Annotated in this window: 20 protein-coding genes and 1 pseudogene; 6 read left to right on the forward strand and 15 right to left on the reverse strand. The window is 67.3% G+C overall.

Features of this window, described 5'->3' with window-relative positions; genetic code table 11:
* The 3 genes from ABZS40_RS34865 to ABZS40_RS34875 all read right to left on the reverse strand — a co-directional run.
* A partial coding sequence (locus tag ABZS40_RS34865; protein WP_354948759.1) for a non-reducing end alpha-L-arabinofuranosidase family hydrolase occupies positions 1-1,193 on the reverse strand: 1,193 nt, incomplete at its 3' end.
* 422 nt (positions 1,194-1,615) lie between these two features.
* Positions 1,616-1,792, reverse strand: a complete 177-nt coding sequence (locus tag ABZS40_RS34870; protein WP_354948761.1) for a hypothetical protein — start codon at positions 1,790-1,792, stop codon at positions 1,616-1,618.
* A gap of 132 nt (positions 1,793-1,924) precedes the next feature.
* Complete coding sequence (locus tag ABZS40_RS34875) at positions 1,925-3,037, reverse strand: ricin-type beta-trefoil lectin domain protein (RefSeq protein WP_354948763.1); 1,113 nt, start codon at positions 3,035-3,037, stop codon at positions 1,925-1,927.
* 395 nt (positions 3,038-3,432) lie between these two features.
* Here ABZS40_RS34875 and ABZS40_RS34880 point away from each other — a divergent pair, with 395 nt between their 5' ends.
* Positions 3,433-4,968: a hypothetical protein gene (locus ABZS40_RS34880; RefSeq protein WP_354948765.1), complete on the forward strand. Its 1,536-nt coding sequence runs from the start codon at positions 3,433-3,435 to the stop codon at positions 4,966-4,968.
* A gap of 117 nt (positions 4,969-5,085) precedes the next feature.
* On the opposite strand, the gene ABZS40_RS34885 is transcribed toward ABZS40_RS34880, so the two are convergent.
* The 3 genes from ABZS40_RS34885 to ABZS40_RS34895 all read right to left on the reverse strand — a co-directional run bounded on the left by ABZS40_RS34885 (position 5,086) and on the right by ABZS40_RS34895 (position 6,951).
* Entirely contained in the window at positions 5,086-5,367 is a 282-nt protein-coding gene (locus ABZS40_RS34885; RefSeq protein WP_354948767.1) for a hypothetical protein, read from the reverse strand.
* Between the two features lie 722 nt (positions 5,368-6,089).
* A complete protein-coding gene (locus tag ABZS40_RS34890; protein WP_354948768.1) occupies positions 6,090-6,524 on the reverse strand; it encodes a hypothetical protein in 435 nt (144 codons plus the stop codon).
* Entirely contained in the window at positions 6,502-6,951 is a 450-nt protein-coding gene (locus ABZS40_RS34895; RefSeq protein WP_354948770.1) for a hypothetical protein, read from the reverse strand. The genes ABZS40_RS34890 and ABZS40_RS34895 overlap by 23 nt, the downstream gene beginning before the upstream one ends.
* Positions 6,952-7,323: 372 nt before the next feature.
* Between ABZS40_RS34895 and ABZS40_RS34900 the strand changes: the two genes are divergently transcribed.
* From ABZS40_RS34900 to ABZS40_RS34910, 3 genes are all read left to right on the forward strand, one after another.
* Positions 7,324-8,685, forward strand: coding sequence for a ricin-type beta-trefoil lectin domain protein (locus ABZS40_RS34900; RefSeq protein ID WP_354948772.1), 1,362 nt, complete (start codon positions 7,324-7,326; stop codon positions 8,683-8,685).
* A 126-nt stretch (positions 8,686-8,811) separates the two neighbouring features.
* Complete coding sequence (locus ABZS40_RS34905) at positions 8,812-9,048, forward strand: tyrosine-type recombinase/integrase (protein WP_354948774.1); 237 nt, start codon at positions 8,812-8,814, stop codon at positions 9,046-9,048.
* Between the two features lie 177 nt (positions 9,049-9,225).
* Entirely contained in the window at positions 9,226-9,708 is a 483-nt protein-coding gene (locus ABZS40_RS34910) for a hypothetical protein (protein WP_354948776.1), read from the forward strand.
* Between the two features lie 33 nt (positions 9,709-9,741).
* Here ABZS40_RS34910 and ABZS40_RS34915 read toward each other — a convergent pair whose 3' ends face one another.
* The 5 genes from ABZS40_RS34915 to ABZS40_RS34935 form a co-directional block, all read right to left on the reverse strand.
* The gene (locus tag ABZS40_RS34915) at positions 9,742-10,281 is read right to left on the reverse strand and encodes an SRPBCC family protein (RefSeq protein ID WP_354948778.1); all 540 of its coding nucleotides are present in this window, start codon (positions 10,279-10,281) and stop codon (positions 9,742-9,744) included.
* A gap of 201 nt (positions 10,282-10,482) precedes the next feature.
* Complete coding sequence (locus tag ABZS40_RS34920; RefSeq protein ID WP_354948780.1) at positions 10,483-10,965, reverse strand: hypothetical protein; 483 nt, start codon at positions 10,963-10,965, stop codon at positions 10,483-10,485.
* Between the two features lie 452 nt (positions 10,966-11,417).
* On the reverse strand, positions 11,418-11,702 hold the full coding sequence (locus tag ABZS40_RS34925) for a DUF3322 domain-containing protein (RefSeq protein ID WP_354948782.1): 285 nt from the start codon (positions 11,700-11,702) through the stop codon (positions 11,418-11,420).
* A complete protein-coding gene (locus ABZS40_RS34930; RefSeq protein ID WP_354948784.1) occupies positions 11,702-11,908 on the reverse strand; it encodes a hypothetical protein in 207 nt (68 codons plus the stop codon). The genes ABZS40_RS34925 and ABZS40_RS34930 overlap by 1 nt, the downstream gene beginning before the upstream one ends.
* An 88-nt stretch (positions 11,909-11,996) precedes the next feature.
* The gene (locus tag ABZS40_RS34935; protein WP_354948786.1) at positions 11,997-12,368 is read right to left on the reverse strand and encodes a metalloregulator ArsR/SmtB family transcription factor; all 372 of its coding nucleotides are present in this window, start codon (positions 12,366-12,368) and stop codon (positions 11,997-11,999) included.
* A gap of 130 nt (positions 12,369-12,498) precedes the next feature.
* Between ABZS40_RS34935 and ABZS40_RS34940 the strand changes: the two genes are divergently transcribed.
* Both ABZS40_RS34940 and ABZS40_RS34945 read left to right on the forward strand, forming a co-directional pair.
* On the forward strand, positions 12,499-13,170 hold the full coding sequence (locus tag ABZS40_RS34940; RefSeq protein WP_354948788.1) for an NAD(P)-binding domain-containing protein: 672 nt from the start codon (positions 12,499-12,501) through the stop codon (positions 13,168-13,170).
* Positions 13,171-13,189: 19 nt separating this feature from the next.
* Positions 13,190-13,537, forward strand: coding sequence for a hypothetical protein (locus ABZS40_RS34945; RefSeq protein WP_354948790.1), 348 nt, complete (start codon positions 13,190-13,192; stop codon positions 13,535-13,537).
* Between the two features lie 55 nt (positions 13,538-13,592).
* Here the strand turns inward: ABZS40_RS34945 and trxB are convergent, their stop codons facing one another.
* The 4 genes and pseudogenes from trxB to ABZS40_RS34965 form a co-directional block, all read right to left on the reverse strand.
* Positions 13,593-14,522 (reverse strand): thioredoxin-disulfide reductase, encoded by a 930-nt coding sequence (gene trxB / locus ABZS40_RS34950; RefSeq protein ID WP_354948792.1) that lies wholly within the window; start codon positions 14,520-14,522, stop codon positions 13,593-13,595.
* A gap of 91 nt (positions 14,523-14,613) precedes the next feature.
* Positions 14,614-15,021, reverse strand: coding sequence for an arsenate reductase ArsC (locus ABZS40_RS34955; protein WP_354948794.1), 408 nt, complete (start codon positions 15,019-15,021; stop codon positions 14,614-14,616).
* Between the two features lie 44 nt (positions 15,022-15,065).
* On the reverse strand, positions 15,066-15,812 hold the full coding sequence (locus tag ABZS40_RS34960) for an MIP/aquaporin family protein (protein WP_354948796.1): 747 nt from the start codon (positions 15,810-15,812) through the stop codon (positions 15,066-15,068).
* 59 nt (positions 15,813-15,871) lie between these two features.
* Positions 15,872-16,069 (reverse strand): annotated as a pseudogene (locus ABZS40_RS34965) (arsenate reductase ArsC); the annotation flags it as partial.

Genomic DNA, 16,069 nt, shown 5'->3' on the forward strand with positions numbered 1-16,069 from the left:
ACCTGAACGGCCTCGAACAGGTTGTTCGTGGTGTCGCTCATGATGGTCGTGTAGTTGGAGCCGAAGCTGCCGGGGAAGTTCCCGATCGGCATGCTAGCCCGGTAGATCTTGCCGTTGTCACCGGCGAAGAACAGGTACATGTTCGTACCGTCGCCGATGACCGCCTGATCGATCGGACCGGTACCGGAGCCGGTGATGCTTCCGCTGAACAGCGTCTGCGGCGACGACCATCCGTTCGGGTTGGTCGGGTCGGACGAGGTCCGGTACGAGAACGCCGGTCCACCCCACTGGTAGGCGAGGACCCAGATGTTCTTCGGCGCGAAGTAGAACAGCGACGGCGCCACGGTCCCCGAGTTCATCGCGTTCTGGCTGGCCGAGGCCATCTGCGAGTAGTTCGAGAAGAGGCTGAAGTTCATCGAGCCCCAGCTGCTACCGAAGTCGTGCGTGGTGGCGTAGACCAGCTGCTGGCCGTTGTAGGGGGCGACGGTGAAGTCCTTCAGCGACACCCAACCCGACCTCGGGTTCGCCAACACTCCGGTGGAGGACCACCGGTACGTCGAGGGAAGGTCGCACGTTCCGCCCGGCGGCGGAGTCGTCGTCGGCGGCGTGGTTCCGTCGACGCGGACGAACTGCCACTGCTGGTTGGTGCCGTTCCAGTCGTCGTACTGCACGATGTTTCCGCCGTCGGCGGTCGAGGCGCCCTGCACCTCCATCGCCTTGTTGCTGTTCCGATTGATCAACCGGACGTAGCCGCTGTCCGAGTCGGCCAGCCGGAACTGCTGGTTGGTGCCATTGAGGTCACTCCACTGCACGATGCTGCCGCCGTTGGCGGTCGAGAAGCCCGAGACGTCCAGCACCTTGCCGGACAGCCGCGACTTCACCCGGTAGTAGCCACCACCGGAGTCGACGAACTGCCACTGCTGCTGGTTGCCGTTGTTGCGGGCCCACTGGGTGATCCGGGCACCGTCGTTCGTGGCCAGGTTGTAGACGTCCAGGGCCTTGCCGCTGTTGCGATTGACCAACACGTACCACGCGTTCGTGTCGACCGACGCGGCAGCGGCGGGAGACGACACCACAGCTACGGCGGCACCACCGACCATCAACGCCGCCGCGCTGGCGGCGAGGATGCGGGGCAACCACCAACGCCGCCGCGACGGCGTTGCGATCGATGGAGACCTATCGAGGGCAGACATGATCCTCCTCCAGTGACCAAGAGCCGAACGGCCTGCCCGAGGGTGGGCGTACCGCGACGCGTGGCCGAGCGCGCAGGCGTCAGGAAGTTAGCGCTAACAAGACGCCGGCGAGCGATGGCGCACGCCTGATTCGAGATCGACGAAGCAGGGCTTGCCCGGAAAGCCAAGGTGTCGTCGTCCTTAGGCATCGACTGTGAGCGATAACATGCCGTTCGTCAAGACGTAATGTGCTGGGAACATCAGCCGCTGCCAGGCCGCGGATCTTGGGGCGAATCGTCTTGAGCCGCATTCCCGCAGGCATCGCCCCAGATCCCCGGCGAGGACCACCGCCGGGCCCTTGAGGAGGTTCCGCGAGCACGTTAACATCGACGACTGCCCATTGCCGACGGTGTTGGGTCTGCAGGCGCCGGGTTATGTCCGAGTCAGACCGCGCCTCGATCGACCATGCTGAACGTGGTGTCGAGCGGGGCGTCGCCGAGAAACTCGACGAAGATTTCCCTCTTGGTCGGGCTCCACTGCACCGGGCCGTACTCGTCGCTGATGATGGAGTAGGAGGTGCGCCCCTTGTCGTCCCTGCCCTCACGGGATATCGCGAACAAAGTTGCCTTGGTGGGCCGACAGTCGGCTCCCACGAGCGCACCGAACCCGGTCGATGCCGTCCGGAGGTGGGCAGCAGGAGACGACGGCGGTCGGATCACCTGCGATCCGACCGCTCGCCGCGACCGTACGAGCTATCGGCGGCTCCACTGCTGGTTGGTCTGGCCGGTGCAGGTCCAGAGGACGAGCTTTGTGCCGTTGCCCGTACCCACGTTGTAGGGGTCCAGGCAGAGGCCGGACTGCACCCCGGTGATGGTGCCGTTGGCGTTGACGTTCCACTGCTGGTTCGTTCCGCCGTGGCAGTCGTAGATGGTGACCAGGGTGCCCGGTGAGGTGCCGTGGCCGGCGGCGTCGAGGCACTTGTTGCCGTACACGGTCAGCGTCTTGCTGCTCGTGTGGGTCCACTGCTGGTTGGTGCGGCCGTGACAGTCCCACAACTGCACCTGGGTGCCGTTGGTGGTGGAAGAGCCGGGGACGTCGACGCAACGACCGGACAGGGTGCCCACGATCGCAGTGGTCTGCCCGGTGCCGCTTCCCGGGTTGCCGATGCTGCCGGGCACCGACTGCAACGCGCTGTACCAGCGGGCAGCCATCTTGTCGTAGCCGCCGGACGTGGGGTGGATGCCGTCGATCAGGTCGGCGGTGGTGAGAGCGCTGTGCATGTCGACCAGGCGCACCCGCTTGCCGGCGTTCACCTTGCTCTGCACGATGCCGGGGATCGCCGCGTTGAAGGTGCGTACGGCCGCCTCCTGGATGCTGTTGGAGAGCGGGATGATCTGCGCGACGAACACCTCCGCGGTGGGAGCCGTGGTGGTGATCCGGTCGATCAGCGTGGAGAGCCGGTTCGGCGCGGTGCTCACGTTGTAGTTCTGAAGGATGTCGTTGGTCCCGATGTGCAGCAGGACGGTCTGCGGCCGTTGGGTGTTCAGCCAGCCGACGATGTTCGCGTCGATCTGGTCGATGCGCCACCCGGGATGCCCCTGGTGGTCGTGGTCACCCAGGCTGGCCGGCCCGTTGAACTGCGACCCGACGAAGTCCACTGTGTACCGACCATTGGCGAGGCGCTGCCAGAGCCCGATGCGGTACCCGCCCGGCACCTGGGTGCCCTCGGTGATGGAGTCGCCGAGAGGCATGACCCGCACCCCGCCGTTGGATTCCGCGTTGGCCGGGCCGCTCGAGGTCAGCACCCCGGCGAGGACGACACCGAGGGCGGCAGTCGCCGCGAGCCATCTTGCCCTCGTTCGCATAGATTTCTCCCCTGCAGTGGTAGTGCTGACCGAGGAGTCAGGCCGTCGCGACCGTCGCCACACCGGCATGACGATGCCGTCGCAGCACTGGGACGGAGTGTTAACGCTAACAGCGATTCTTGTAAATTCTTGTCGCTGATCTGGCCCACGTCAAGCGCCAGATCATGTGGCGCCGGGTGAGATGGATGGGAGTGCTGGTGCCACCGGGACGCTGGTGGCACGTACACCGAATGTAGGCTTTTTTCGCATAAGCACGTTTGATGCGAGACTTGCCCGACTACCTTCGCCTTGGTGGCGACAACCGGTTTGTCGCCTTCTGCACCGATTGTGACGTGCGGAAACCTGGTGTACGGAGAAGGGCTGGTAGCTCGATGTCCAACTATCTACACCCGAACATGAGCGAAGCAGCGGCAGGTCAAGCCAGTAAGCCGAAGCGGCGCCGGACGCGCTGGCTCGTCGCCGGGGTGGCCGGGTTGACCGGAGTGGTCGGTCTGGCCGCCCTCACCTCGGCGGGAGTGAGCGGAGCGGCCGGGAAGAGCGGCAGCAACCCCTCCAACGCCGGAACGCAGGTTCTCGCCGACGGCGGCCGGAGCAACGGCGACGACCACGGGGGCCAGGACCCGGGCGGCCGCGACGGCAAGGACCACAAGAAGGACGGCGACCATCGGGACGACAGGGGCGACGACTTCCGGTCCGTACCCTGCAACGCCGACGAGCTGATCGCGGCGATCGTCCGCGCGAACGCCGACTCCGGGGCGAAGCTCCGGCTCGCCGAGAGGTGCACCTACACGCTCAACAGGTCCGCACCCCAGCCACCGGTGCCCTTCGGCGCGGTCGGCCTGCCGATCATCACCCAGCAGGTCGTGATCGACGCAAACGGATCCACCATCGTCCGCGCGGCCAACGCCACCCCGTTCCGGATCCTGGAGCTCGGAGCCGGCGGCGACCTGACGCTCCGCGACGCCACCATCAAGGGCGGCCTGGCCGAGGGTGGGGTCGGCGCCGGCGGCGGTGGCATCCGGATCGATGTCGGTGGCAGGGCCGTCATCGAGAACACCCACGTGGTCTACAACCACACCAACGGGCCGGGTGGCGGCATCGCCAACTTCGGCGTCACGAGGATCCTCGGCGGGAACGACCACGGCGAGGACTGGAACGGCAAGGACAAGGACAAGAAGAAGGACAGCGGCAGCAACATCAGCAACAACAGCGCCCTGTTCGACGGTGGAGGCATCTTCAACAACGGCAACCTCACCGTGCAGAACACCCGACTGAGCTACAACAACACGATCGGGGTCTTCACCATCCTGCCCCTCGGTGGCACGGGTGGTGGGCTGTCGAACAGCAGCGTCGCCGTCCTCGAGAACGTCCACCTGGACAACAACACCGCGGGCTTCCGCGGCGGCGGAATCCGTGGCGGCATCAACTCCACCACCGAGGCCAAGAACATCGAAGTCAACGACAACCGAGCCGGCAGCGAGGGTGGCGGAATCTTCGCCGACGGCGTGTTCCACCTCAAGCACGGCAAGGTCCATCACAACGAAGCCGGCCAACGCGGCGGCGGAGTGTTCAACCAGATCGGCCAGTTCGTGGCCGAGGACAGCTGGATCAGCGAGAACACCGCCAGCACGAACAGCACCATCGAACACGGCGGCGGCCTCTACAACGGCAGCGGCACCGTCGTACTGCGCCGCACCCACGTCGACCGGAACCGGGCCATCGGCTCGAACTCCCAGGGCGGCGGAATCTACAACAACGCCAGGCTCACCCTCACCGAGAGCAAGGTCACCGACAACATCTCCACCCTGGCACCCGGCGGGATCTTCAACGACGGCGGCCAGGTCACCGTGGACCAGAAGACGGTGATCAGCGGTAACCGGCCCACGAACTGCACACCCAGCTCACCGCCGGTGCCCAACTGCTTCGGCTGATCATCCGACCGCCCGGCACTCGGGTAGCAAGAGTTAACAGAGCAGGCACGGGCATCCGGTCCCGCCCAGGTTCGGTCACGAAGATCGGGCCTGCGGCGGGACCGGCTGATGGGCGGCTCAGGTCTCGATGATGTTGTTGTTCTCGTCGATGCCGTGGCTGCGCCAGTAGACGTCCCACTCGTCGTCGACGTGCTGCGGAACCTTGCCCTCCGGGTAGCGGACGTACGGCGGGGTCGGCTTCTGCCCGTCCGGGCAGCAGGCGCTCCCGCCCTGCCCGCCCACCGCGATGGCCGGATACTCGCCGCTGGCGCAGATGCTCTCCCGGAACGAGCAGCCGGTGGTGGCCAAAAGCCCACCCAGGCCGACCACGGCCAGGGCGATCACGATTCGCGTTCGCATGGGGAGAGATTCTGGTCGCCACGGGCGACGCCTGCCATCCGCACGCGTACTCATCTCGCGCCGCGCGTCACGACTCCTCGCCGGGGTGCAGCACGACCGATGGGCGTCCATAAACAATTAAGGGCCCTGATCCGCGTTTCCGCAGCTCAGGACCCTCATAATCTTGTGCGCCCGAAGAGACTCGAACCCCTAGCCTTCTGATCCGTGGTCCGAAGCAGATATTAGTCTCCGCCGAAGAGCACTTTATGCCAAATCGAGTCGGTCCGCAACCTCCCTAGTCCAACCCCGTCCAGCCACGTCCTTGCTGGTCCGGGCACTGGGAGCGAAATTAATCGCTAAACATCGATTAGTGCGAGGGCTCGCGATAGCCGAAGAAATCCGGCTGCGTCCCGGTAAATCCAAACCCGTTCCCCGTCGCCCGAGCAGCCACCGAGCAGCCACGGATCTACCGTGGCGTTGCTCGACGTCAGCCAGCCGGCGTTGGGTGCCCGATCGATCGGCTCGTAGATCGACCGCCTCGGCCAGAAGTCGCCTTACGCCGCGCGACGGGTCTAGACACGCAGTGTGGTGGTTCGGAGCCAACAAGTTGGAGCCGGACGGACACGGCGGGACGGAGGGGATGCTCGTCCGACGAGCAGCCAACGATCGCCGCGGACTCAACCATCGCCGCGCCCGGCCGCCACCGTTCGAACAAACGGCATCACCTACACGTGCTGCCGTGGCTACCTGCGGGCCGAGACAGCCTCGATAAGAGTTCGACTCAGGGTGCGGCCCACCTCGGCAGCCCCCGGCCCGAGCGCCGCTAGGGTCACGAGCTCGTCAGGTGGCACCTGGATCGGGTCGTTCGACAGCATCAGGCTGGTGACCTGATGACGGGGCTGCCCGCTGACCCGGCCGACCGACATCAATCGCTCGGTACTGACGCCGACGCCAATGGCCACCTGGTCGCACTCGAAAACCCCCAGACCACCGACGAGACGCAGCAGTCCGGCGATCTGATCAGCCAGGGCGTCCAGGTCGAGAATTGCGCCCATCCCGTCGCCCGGGAGTGACGCCCACGCCGAGGTCTGCCCGTACGCGGCCGTGCGTATGCCGAACAGTTGCGGAGCCCGGACTTCGTTCCATCGGCTGCTCCTATCCGGAACGGTGACGACCACGGCGCCGCCCTGGCGAGTGGAGGTCAGTGGGTCGGCCGCCTTCGACCTGACCGCTGGCGCGCATTCGCGCCGGCAGGAGCTGTTCCAGCTCGGCCATCACCCGGGCCGACCGGTTCGTCCCGGTGACCGGAAAAACATGAAGCTCGACGGCCGGCGGAAGGCTAGGCGCGTTGCCACGCCGAGCCTCGAAGTCCGAACGCCACGTCACCGTTATCGGGCGCGGCAGCGGCATGAAGGCCAGCGGATTCCCAGCGCTGTCCAGCTCCCTCAGCTTCGCCGCGACCTTGGTCTGCAACTCGGCGGTCGTGGCGAACGACTCGTAGAACACGCCCGTGCCGTCCTGGCGACGGCGTAGCGGACGCTGCTCTACACCGACGGGATCACCGAGGCCCGTGACGCCGACACCATCCGGCGCCTGATCGAGCACGCCGTTCGATACCCGGCCGACGGCTTGCCCACGCCGGAACACTGCACCGGCTCGCAACCGCCGTGGCCACCCACCACGCGTGTCACCTCGACCCGCACCATCCCGAGCAATCGGCAGCCATCTCTCAGGTCTCCTGCCAGCTGGCAATGCACCGGCAACACAGCGATCACCATCCATTGACAGCAATAGATCCGTGTGGTTAGCGTGAGAGCGCTCTCACGCGTTGATTGCTCGTATTGCTTGTTCAGAAAGAGCACTCTCGGTCGCCCCGGGCGGGAGTGTCCGTGGCCCACTCGCCGTGTCCGGCCGCGGGGTCGGCCCCGGGCATGGCGTCGGTCCGTCATCCCCAACGGAAAGGCGAGGCTCCCCGACATGAAGATCAGGAATGCAGGTTTCGCGGACCGAGCGCTGTCACGCAGCCGCCGGCGCCTCATGGTCCTCCTCACCGCGGCCGTCACTGCGCTGGTCGGCAGCGTGGTCATCCAGCAGCAGCCCGCACAGGCCGCGTGGAACCTCGTGTGGGCCGACGAGTTCAACGGGTCCGGCGCGCCCAGCAGCGCCAACTGGAACTACAACGTCGGCAACGGCCTTAACCCCGGCCTCAATACTTTCGACGGCTGGGGCAACGGCGAGTGGGAGTGGTACCGCCCCGAGAACTGCACGCAGTCCGGCGGCAACCTGGTGATGCGCGCCAACTGGCTCACGACGCCCATCACGGTCAACGGCCGCAACTTCTACCAGACGTCGTGCCGCATGACGACGGACACGAAGAGGTCCTTCCAGTACGGCCGCATCGAGGCGCGCATGGCGCTCCCGACCGCCGCCGGCTCGTGGCCGGCTTTCTGGATGCTCGGTGACTCGTGCGACGAGACGTCCACGAGCGCTTACAACCCAGCGCAGACCTACTACGACCGCCTGCCCACCAACTGGGCCAGTTGCGGCGAGGTCGACATCATGGAACACGCGAACGCGAACGCGACCGTGACGAACAACATCTTCTGGGATCTCCGAACGGGCGTGTTCCCGTGGACAGCGGGTCAGAACGCCAACTACGTCGCGAACCCCGCCGTCAACAACGCCGCGGCCTTCCACGTCTATGCGATCGAGTGGACGGCCGCGCAGATCCGCTGGTACATCGACGGCGTGCAAACGCACGTGATCGACACGACACCGGCGACCTTGGAGGAGTTCCGCAAGCCGTTCCACGTCATCTTCAACCTGGCGCTGGGCGGCACGTACCCCGGACAGAACCCCGTGCAGAGCCAGTTCCCGCTCACCGCATCGATCGACTACGTGCGCTACTACCAGGACGGCGGGGGCACGACGCCGCCTTCCACAGGCGGACCCGCGACGCAGATCAACGGGCCGGGCGGCAAATGCGTGGACGTGGGCGGAAACGACACGGGCGGCAATGGCGCGGCCGTGCAGCTGTGGACGTGCCAGGGGTCTTCTGTTTCAAGGGACCAGCAGTGGAGTTGGGACGGCCAGACCCTGCGGACGTTGGGCCGGTGCCTCGACGCCACCGGCGCGGGTACGGCCAACGGCACGAGGGTGCAGCTCTGGGACTGCAACGGCGGCGGCGCACAGAGCTGGGTTCAGGAAGGTAACCGGTTGCGCAACCCGAACTCCAACAGGTGCCTGGACTCCCCGCAAGGCTCGACAGCGGACGGCGCGCGACTGCAGATCTGGGACTGCAACGGATCGGCCGCACAGTCCTTCGTGAAGGCCGCGTGACGGCCGGCCGAGGGGCACGCTGACGGTCAGGGCGCGGGAGCGGACAGGCTCCCGCGCCCTTTCCGCGCGTTCCGGGATACGACCAGCGCCGGGTTTCTCCGGCGCGCTTCGGGCCGGCACACCACGGTGTCCTTCCTGACCGCCGACGAGGTCGACGCCTTGCTCGCCGCCCCGAACGCCAGCCGCCGCTGGGAAGGCCGCCGAGACCGCGCCCTGATAACCCTGGCCGTTCAGACCGGTCTGCGCCTGTCCGAACTCATCGGCCTCAACAACAGCGACGTTCAACTCGACGCCGGCGCACACGTGAGTTTCCCCCGCTTTGTTGGAGCGGTGGTTACCTGCTGCCGGCTGTCGCAGGGGTAGCGGTAGCTGGCTCGATCTGGTCGTGCTGGCGGGTGTGCCAGGCGGTCTCGTACTCGTTGGGGCTGAGGTAACCGAGTCTCCAGAACCTCAGGCCATGCCGAACACGCGGCGCCCTTCCCGGCCTCGTACCAACCTGCTGGGTTGATCCCTGCCACACCCAAAGCCCCAGGCCGGCGGGTGGATGTGACGACGAGTCTGGAGAATGGCCTGGTGTTGTCGCTGGACTGGGAGGTCAAGAATGTGGGATTGGCTGACCTGCACTGGGTTGTGGGATCTGATGGCCTGACCGTCCACACCACGTACCTTGGCGATGGGCTTGGCTCGCTGATGCAGGCCGCTGTTGACCTTCAGCTGGGATCCAGCGCGACGGTCGCGCTCTTGCAAGCTGAACCCGCTGCTACCTGGTTCATCTTCTCGGGCGCGACCGACGAGGTGTACGTCCAGATCGTGCAGTTCGATGATGTCCAGTCGGAGGACCGCCGGTGGAGCGGTGGGATCAGCCGGTGGCGTGGCCGCGTTGAGGTGGCCGGTCTGATCTCTGCGGTGCGGCGTATGGCGGAAGAGGCCCTCGCTCGTGCGGGATCTCTGGATCGCTACCAGCGGAACTGGGGCGGAATTCCGTTCCCGTCGGAGAAGCTGGCCGCGCTCCAGCAGGCGTGAATTCGCCGACCACAAGGCCTGGTTGACGACGTTTCACTCTGCCTTGTGCCCCAACTGTGCCCCGCCGTCACCGGGCACCTCTGCCCCCGTCTCCTCGCCGGCTGAGCGAGGAAGCCGTGCCAGGGTGGCAGCTAAATAGGCGTTGCGGCGGGCGATGAGACGTTGCAGGTACGGCCGCAGGATGAGGCCGGCCACGAAGCGGCCAACAGGTCCCATCGGTGCAGTGAAGTCGATGACATCCCGCATGACGGTTGCCGAGAAGTCAGTCGGGTTCCGGGTGAAGCTGTGCTCGTGGTGCCATCGGCCGAACGGGCCGCTGATCTGATTGTCCGTGAAGCCATACGGCCACCGGTAGTCAATGATCCGAACCGTCATCCGCCAGGGAATGCCGAAGTGCCTGGCCTCCCACGTAACGGCTTCTCCGGCCCTCAACCGCCCGGTCGTTACACCGCCGACCGCCCGTTCGGCACTGGTAGTCCCCATGGACGCGGTGTGCAGGTCAACGTCGAGGCAGGCGCCGAAGACGGTCTCCGGGACCGCCTGGACGTCCGTAATCAGCTCAAAGCGCGGCACACAGCCACCGTAGGTTCCCCAGTCGCATCGCGAGGCAGCACCATGACCCTTGACCCCCAGGCAATCAAAACGGGGCTTTGGCCTGCCGTTTCACAGGCGTTGATCTGCTGGAACCGTCCATCAGTATCCTGCTCGTCCGCTGGCGTCCGTCCCGATCGTCACCCAGTTAGTCACCCCCAGGCGAGTTGCAGGGCCCTTGCATCAGTCGTCCTCGGTGACCGTGAAGGGTGCGTAGCCCTCCTTCACCTCCGTCACGTCAAGGTCGCTGAAGATGAGAGTGATGGCGTGAGCGTTCATCTTGAAGCGGACCTCATGAAAGGGAATTCCGATCTTGTCAGCCCACGACCGGGCACGCTCGGAGTCTGCAACCACCTCCGCACCTGGATAGAGCGGCTGCCAGCGCACCGCCCACACAAAGCCGTCCAGGTCCGGACCGATCTCCCGGTCGGTCAGTCGCTCGTCGAGCGAGCAACGCCAGGTCTCAGGACTCACCGCCGTTTGCACCTCGGCGGCGACGCAGTACTTGAAGAGGTAGCGGAGGTGGACGGGTGGGATGCCGGTACGCGGGTCTGCGGTGACGTAGACGATGACTTCGTAATCGCGGATGTAGTCGGTGTACCCGTGATGCACGATCGCGCCGTCGAAGATGTCATCCAACGCCCGGCTGAGCTGCGCGATCTCCATGCCCCGTTCTACCACCCGTCGGAACACTGCCCTGGCGGGGACGGTCGAGCACTGTCAGCTTGGGAATCGCTTTGATCTCAACCGTCGGTTGCCGTCCGGCCAGGCGAACAAGCAAGCAGCCGTTCATCCGGCGGATGTCGGGGTTCCCGGGCCGCCCACACCTACCGATGCGCGCGGCGTGGCTGTGCCACACCTGCGCCGCGCCCTGGCCGTGCTCTGCGGCGCAACTTCGCCTCGCGACCGAGCTTTACGGTCATTCGATGGCGCTTGCCATGCACGTGGCCAGCGAAAATGCATGACGCGGTCGCCGACATGTACTCCCTCGGCGGTCGCCCGGACCTGGCTGTGTTCGACACGCGATTTCTGGGATGACTGTCCCTGACTCGCCGCCCTCACCGCGCCGACGCTGCCGCCGCTATAACGCTCGGGCGGCCTGGGTCTGGAGGATGGCTCTAGGGGTCGATCGTGGGGAGGTCCAGGTGGGTGAATACTTCTTGGGTGCCTACGACGGTGTGGCGCGTCACGGTGCGTAGCCGGGCGGCGGGCTGTGTTTCCGACCAGGTCCGCCATGTGCGAGGCCATTGGCCGACTGCGTCGTAGTCGCGGGCGATCGCATTCGCTGACGGTGCGGCGAGGGGGAATGAGAAGTTTGCGTCGTCGCCGTGCAGCAGCCAGTCGCGCCAGTTCTCGCGGTACCGGGCGCGGACTTGGTCGAGTATCAGGTCGGGGTTTCGCATCACGTCTGCTCCTGCTCGATGCGCAGTGCCTCCTGCATCGTCATGGGGTAGATGCGTACTCGTGTGGGGTCATCAACGTCGATGTTGATGTAGGCGATGGCTTCCACGTAGTCCTCGAAGGCGGTCGCCTGGGGTGGGGAGGCCGTTGTCCGGCCGAGGCTGTGATAGCCGGTGACAGCCGCGGGGCTTGCGTTCTCGATGTGCACGTGCGGTGAATGCCCTGCCGTGGGTCGATGGCGGTGCGTCGGGTTCAGGCCGGTCAGCCGACGTGGTCGCCGTCTGCGATGGTGACGTTCAGCGAGTCTTCTTCGTCGCCCGTGTGCGGGGCGGCGTCAGCAGTTCAGCGATCGCGGCGATCGCAGACGGCATCAGCCGGTAGTACGCCCAGACGCCGCGCTTGTCGCGCTCGAGCAGGCCGGCCTCGGTGAGGATCCGCAGGTGATGACTCACGGTCGGCTGGGAGAGCCCGAGCGGCGCCGTGAGGTCGCTGACGGACGCCTCGCCCTCGGGAGACGACTGGATCAGGCTGAGCAGTCGTAGCCGAGCCGGATCGGCGAATGCCTTCAGCACTGCGGCGAGCCGCTCGGCGTCGGCACGCTTGATCGGCTCGCCCGCAAGTGGCGAGATGGCAGGCGTCATCGTTTCCGCAGTTCCCACGTCCTGCATCGTGCAGCAACACCGCGGCTAGAGCGGTGTAACGAGGCCTTGATCACGGTGAGGTTCTCAGGTGGGGGACTTCCCGCATCCGTTCGGGTCGTCTCGGCATGATGATCTGGGTAGCGGAGTAGGTGTTGGGGTGCCCGGATCGTGTGATGTGGTGGTCGTCAGGGGCGGGCAGGCGGGCCTGGCGGCGGGTTACTACCTGCGCCGCGCTGGCCTTGAGTACGTCATCCTCGATGCCCAGTCGCAGCCGGGTGGCGCGTGGCGGCATGGCTGGGACTCGTTGCGGTTGTTCTCCCCGGCGCCGTACAGCCCGCTGCCGGGGTGGGGGATGCCAAGCCAGGACGGTGAGGAGTTCCCGAGCGCCGGGCACGTCGTGGATTACCTGCGGGCATACGAGCAGCGCTACGACCTCGCGGTGCGTCGCCCGGTCCGGGTGCGGGAGGTGCGGGCGGCGGGTGCGCGCTTAGCGGTGCAGACCGACGCCGGCACCTGGTCGGCCCGGTACGTCATCTCCGCGACCGGGACGTGGCAGTGCCCGTACCTGCCGGACGTCCCCGGCCGGGAGGACTTCGGTGGCCGGCAGTTGCACACCGTGGACTACGCCTCGCCGCTGGAGTTCCGCGGGCAGCGGGTCGTCATCGTCGGCGGGGGCAACTCCGGGGCGCAGATCCTGGCCGATGTGTCGCGGGTCGCCGAGGTCACCTGGGTCACCCGGCGCCCGCCACGGTTCATGCCAGACAACGTCGACGGGCGGGTGCTCTTCGATGTGGCCACCCGCACAGCCGCCGGTGCCGCGGGGGGGTGAGTGACCTGGGGACATCGTGATGGTGCCCAGCGTCCTCGACGCCCGTGAGCGCGGCGTGCTGCATGCCCGCGCGATGTTCGCGCGGCTGGATGCGCACGGCGTGTGGTGGGCCGACGGCACCGGACAGCCGTGTGACGTGGTCATCTGGTGCACCGGGTTCCGCCCGGAGCTCGCCCACCTCGCGCCGCTGCTGCCCGGGTGGCGGCAGGTTGTGGCGCCTACCGACGGCACCAGGTCGGTGGACGAGTCCCGTCTGTATCTGTTGGGGTACGGCGACTGGACCGGGTCGGCGTCGGCGACGCTGGTGGGCGCGGGGCGCACGGCCAAGGCCACGGTCGCCGATATCAGCGCCCGACTCGCCGGGTAACCCTAGGAGGGAACCGCCGCGTGTGTGTTCTGACGTGGGCTGCGGCAGGTGCTGGTTAGGACAGGCTGGCGAGGTGGCGCTCGGCGTCGAGGGCGGCGGCGCAGCCGGTGCCGGCGGCGGTGATGGCCTGGCGGTAGGTGTGGTCGACGAGGTCTCCGGCGGCGAAGACGCCGGGCAGGTTGGTGCGGGTGCTGGGGGCCGCGACGGTGACGTACCCGTCGGGGTCGAGGTCGACTTGGCCGCGGAACAGTTCACTGCGGGGGTCGTGGCCGATGGCGACGAACACTCCGGCGACGTCCAGGACCCGCTCGACGCCGCTGTGGGCGTCTCGGACGCGGACGCCGGTGACGACGCCGTCGCGGCCGAGGATCTCCTCGACCATGGTGTTCCACTCGACGGTGATCTTGTCGTTGGTCAGGGCACGGTCGGCCATGATGCGGCTGGCGCGGAAGGTGTCGCGGCGGTGGATAATGGTGACGCTGCGGGCGAAGCGGGTGAGGAAGGTGGCTTCCTCCATCGCGGAGTCACCGCCGCCGACGACGGCGATGTCCTGGTCGCGGAAGAAGAACCCGTCGCAGGTGGCGCAGGAGGAGACGCCGTGGCCGAGCAGTTCGGTCTCACCGGGCACGCCGAGGGGCCGCCACGCGGACCCGGTGGCGAGGAGGACCGCTCGCGCCTGGTAGCTCTGCTCGCCGACCCACACGGTCTTGACGTCGCTGGTGAGGTCGACGCGGGTGACGTCGTCGGTGAGGAACTGGGCGCCGAAGCGGTCGGCTTGCTTGCGCAGGTTGTCCATCAGTTCGGGGCCGGTGATGCCGTCGGGGAAGCCGGGGAAGTTCTCAACCTCGGTGGTGGTCATCAGGGAGCCACCGGACTGGGCGCCTTCGATGACCAGGGGTGTGAGGTTGGCGCGGGCGGCGTAGATGGCGGCGGTGTAGCCGGCGGGCCCGGAGCCGATGATGATCAGCGGGTGCGGGTCGGACACGAGGGACTCCTGCTCACAGGGGTGGACCGCCCGCCGGTGGCTGGACCGGCGGGCGGCGGGCGGCGGGCGGCGGGCGGCAGCGAGGGTGGCGTCAGACGCTCGGGCGCAGCTCGGTGAGGAGCTTCTCCACCCGGGTGCGGATGTCGTCGCGGATCGGGCGCACGGACTCGACGCCCTTACCGGCAGGGTCGTCGAGCTTCCAGTCCTCGTAGCGCTTGCCGGGGAAGACCGGGCAGGCGTCCCCACAGCCCATCGTCACGATGACGTCGGACGACTCCGCCGTGGCGTACTCGAGGAGCTTGGGGGTTTGGTCGGTGATGTCGATGCCGACTTCCCGCATGGCCTGGACGGCGGCGGGGTTGACGGTGTCGGCGGGGGCGGAGCCGGCGGAGCGGACCTCGACGGTGTCACCGGCGAGGTGGCGCAGCCAGCCGGCGGCCATCTGGGAGCGGCCGGCGTTGTGCACGCAGACAAACAGGACGCTGGGCTTGTCGGACATCAGGAGCCTTTCTGGCAGTGCGGTTCGGGTGCGCGGGGCTGCGGTCATGAGCGCTGGTCAGCTGCGGGGTTGCGCTCGTCGGTGGGCACGAGCACTTGGTCGGCGGCCTGCCCGGCGTCGGGGTAGAGCGCGGCCAGCAGGCCGATGCCGACGGCGAGGCCGACGATCTGGGCGATGACGAAGCCGGGCAGCGAGGCGGGGGCGATGCCGGCGAACGTGTCGGTGAATGCCCGTCCGATCGTCACGGCCGGGTTGGCGAACGACGTGGACGAGGTGAACCAGTACGCGGCTCCGATGTAGGCGCCCACGGCGGCCGGGGCCACGGGGGCGCGGCCGGAGCGTGCCAGGGCGAAGACGAGCAGGATCAGGCCGGTGGTGGCGACGACCTCGCCGAGCCACAGGTTGCCGCCGTCGCGGTCCTTGCCCGACCAGGTCACGGCGGCCAGGTCGAACATCAGGTTCGCCAGCACCGACCCGGCGATAGCCCCCGCGACCTGGGCGGCGACGTAGCCGCCGAGGTCGCGGACGGTGAGGCCGGCGCCGGCGCGGCGGCCGAGGAACCAGTCGGCCGCGGAGACCACCGGGTTGAAGTGCGCGCCGGAGACCGGGCCGAAGATCAGGATCAACGCGCCGAGGGCGAAAGCGGTGGCAATCGAGTTCTCCAGCAACTGCAGGCCGACGTCGTCCGGGGAGAGGGTGGTGGCCATGATGCCGGAGCCCACCACGGCGGTGACCAGCAGCGCGGTGCCGGTGAACTCAGCCAGCAGGCGTCGCCACGGTGCGATGGTCATCAGTCTGTTCTCTCCCTGTGCGGTGAGGGCGCCGGCTGCGGGTCGGTCGGCGGGTGGGTCTAGCGGGCGGCGGGGACGTGCAGGTCGTCGAGGAGCTGGCGGACGCGGCGTTCGATCTCGTCGCGGATCGGCCGGACGTCGGTCAGGCTCTGGTCGGCGGGGTCGTCGAGGTCCCAGTTCTCGTAGCGGGTGCCGGGGAAGACCGGGCAGGCGTCGCCGCAGCCCATGGTGACCACGACGTCGGCGGCGCGGATCAC

Origin of the sequence: Micromonospora sp. NPDC005324 (genome assembly GCF_040607155.1) — a bacterium.
GTDB classification, from domain to species: Bacteria; Actinomycetota; Actinomycetes; order Mycobacteriales; family Micromonosporaceae; genus Micromonospora; species Micromonospora trifolii.